2 protein-coding genes are annotated in these 3,186 nt (G+C 37.5%); both read right to left on the bottom strand.

What is annotated here, in order from left to right; genetic code table 11:
- Nucleotides 1-435 precede the first annotated feature (435 nt).
- Nucleotides 436-627, bottom strand: coding sequence for a hypothetical protein (locus ACFIJW_RS02125; protein ID WP_375633134.1), 192 nt, complete (start codon nt 625-627; stop codon nt 436-438).
- A 580-nt stretch (nt 628-1,207) separates the two neighbouring features.
- A partial coding sequence (locus ACFIJW_RS02130) for an autotransporter outer membrane beta-barrel domain-containing protein (protein WP_375633135.1) occupies nt 1,208-3,186 on the bottom strand: 1,979 nt, incomplete at its 5' end.

Consider the following 3,186-nt stretch of genomic DNA (forward strand, 5'->3'; position numbering starts at 1 on the left):
TCTTACACATAGATATGCCTTTAGTATTTGGTATGCTTTGATGCTTACTTCATTCCCCTGATGGCGCAAGTACCCAGACAGTTTCTATATCATTATGTTTTTATTGTAAATAACAAAACGAATTATATTGATGGTGTTCTCTATGATTTGAAGTTTTGCTTCAGAAAAACTTTTTTTCATGATCATAAAAAGTTGAGAAAAGTGGATTTCATAAAACCTAGCTTGGTTAAGCTTATGCTAAAAGCACTATGAAGTATGATATTTAAAAATTGTCTATTAAAGATAATCGTTATAAAAAGCTCTATAGCGTTGAGATGTATTATTTGATGCACTCACCAAAACGATCAGCAAATTTTTTCTGCTATAAGAAGAAGAGATGAGGGGGCTATTCACAGGCTTTCTTTAAAGAGGCTAAGGGTACCAAAGTCCATTTTTCTAAGGAAGCACAGCCCATTTCGCGATGGTGTTCATGAATGCTATAACGCTAAAGCCATAGAGTCCCATCATCTTTACGCTTACGAAGGAGTAAGCCGATACCTTTACGCTTAATAAAAGAGCAAGCCCATCACACACTTTGCCAGCTCCCAATGTTTTTGTGACAAGCCCTTGGCACTTGAGGCAGTTCATGAGAGGACTTCTCAGGCTTTTCTTATATAACTTTTCTCCACACGCCAGCCCTGCTTGTAACGTGCAAGAAAATTTTTAATTGTTTCAACATAAAACAAGTTTGAAATGAGAGAATCCTACGATATTAGGGACTCTCATTCAACATGGAAAACAAAGAATTATCTTTATAAATCAATATACTGTATGGAATGAGAGGGATAAGCATTGTCAAAATGGTTTGCCTAAAAACGGTACATGGACATATAAATGAATCCTTACAGGGTGGTGTTAAGCTAATGGATTGAAGAAACAGGAGGATAAACATAGAAAAGGTATGAAGAGAGAGTTTCTTTTATCATTATCTTTTCCAATGTAGTCTTCTTTTTATTATCTAAAAATACACTTTGCTTAGCTTTATAGACAAATTCGATAATGAATATGCCGCGTGACTCGTGTAAATAGGAGGGAAGGAGATCATTGAGGAGAAAAGAAAAAAGTTTCAGGGGATAAGAATAGTAGCTTACATAGATTAAAAAGGCAGTATGTATACTGCCTTTTTTGTTAAATTGAATAGAATGAATAGGCTATTTACAGACTTTCCTTAAAACTGATAGCGTATCCCTCCTGAAAAGTTTGTTCCGGATATACCAGTTTTTTGCAGCTTTTTTCGATAGTTTATATCACCATGGAGGGCTAAACTGCGAGACAATTTTGCATTGATGCCAAGCCCACCTTCAATAGAAGATCCTGTAGGCTCAAGGGGAAAGGTGTCGCCAATCTGTACTTTACCATCATCACCAAAAGTTTTGAGAAAGTTCACTTTTCCATACAGAGAAATGACACGGTTCTTTTCTGTGGAGGTAGTAGTTTTTGTCAAACGTCCACCAATGCGTACTAACCATTGATAAGGTTCACCGATATCAACTTTAAGATTATCAGCATCAGAAAAGGCATTAAAGATTAGACGCTGGTAAACAAGTTGTGCCTGGGGTTCAAACGTGAGGGCTTTAATACCCGTTGTGAATTTTTGACCTATTGTTGTTGAGGCAATTAACATTTTTATATCATCGACTTTAGTGGTACTGTTAGCGATGGCTGTAGAGATATTTCCTTTCCAGATCCCATAAGAGAAGAGTGTATCCATATAGAAACCGCTATTATGCTCTATACCGCTGTAGGCTGTGACTGCCCATTTGTTAAGCGTACTCTTGTCTGCATCTTCTATATTTTGGGGGGTGAGGGATAATTGAGCATAGGTTCCGGTAAGACCCCAATATAGGATTGTATTTTGGCTCTTTTGTGCAGAAGCTGTAAAACCTGCTTGTGTAGCAGCATAGCGAATGTTTGTGTTATAGCCATATTGTTGTGACGATAGGGTTGCGATACTTCCATAGGAAGAGAGAAAGAATCCATTTTTTTTGACGTTATCTTCGATCCCTATAGCTGTTGTTCTCAGATCAGCTAACAGAGTACTTTGTTGAGCCATATCGATAAAACCAGCGTAGAAGAGAGCATTAGGTACGGCCAAATAGCTCGCTACTTGTGGTAAAATAAATTTCTGCAAACGGAAATCCCAGAAATTATCATTTTCTCCCAACAGGTTTAGTGTTTCATTTGCAGCACCATAGCTGGATGTTGGTCCATAAGCGGTAAGCCTATATTTATAAGGTGAACCAGTTGCTTGGATATAACCATTGGCTAATTTGAAGGAATTTTCATCTGCTTTCCCGGAAACTTGAATGAGCGAAACTCCACTGGTATTAGAAGAAGGGTGAAAAGCTTCTGTTATATTATTGCTATCTTTGAAATCACTCATAACATAAACTGTTGTTGTACCTAAGACATCTCCTTGGATCAGAAGTCGATCATTTTTTTGATCGATTATATCAGAGCTCTCAACAGATCCAACATTAAAAGAAATCTTTGCGTCACCAGAAGCATTGTAGACTGCTTGCGTGTCTGGTTTCCCAGAACCTATATGCAATGTATGATAATGGTTTTCTGTCGGCTGTTGAAAAACAATGGAACTATTGTCGAGATTAAGTATAGAAACATCAGAATGAGATCTTTGGGCAATATCAAGTAACTTGCCCGCATCATCTTTTTCTTTTGTGCTAGTGTTTACGAACCATGTTGTATCGTTTTTGAGATCGAAAGTTGTTCTGCTGTTTTCGTCATTTCTTACTCCCCCCTGTAAGAGAGAGTTTTCTGCGGTGAGTGTAAAGATTTGATCAGGTTTTGGCGTATCGTGAGTTATACCCACGAATAACCTGTCGGCACTGATTTTTGAATCTTTGAGGTTGAGTTTACCATTTGATGAATTGTTGGCAACAATACCCGTTCCATCTTCGACAAAAAGGTTTGTATTGGTCAGGTTGATTCTTGAAGTCTGATCGTTTTTGGAGTCATCAATGCTTATCCCATTGCACTGTGCTTTCGCAGAAATATCTGTGACATCAATATATCCGCCATCTTTTAAGACAAATGCAGCTTCTTTTGCTTTTACAGTTCCTCCAGTCATTGTGATTTTAGATTGTTCACCATCTGCATGAAGCCCATTATTTTCAGATGTTACTATAA

Origin of the sequence: Bartonella sp. MM97QHHN, from assembly GCF_042194285.1 — a bacterium.
GTDB lineage: Bacteria > Pseudomonadota > Alphaproteobacteria > Rhizobiales > Rhizobiaceae > Bartonella.

Bases quoted from the DNA above. Each gene is read 5' to 3' on its own strand.
- ACFIJW_RS02125 (WP_375633134.1), bottom strand. From the start codon at position 627: ATGAACTGCCTCAAGTGCCAAGGGCTTGTCACAAAAACATTGGGAGCT.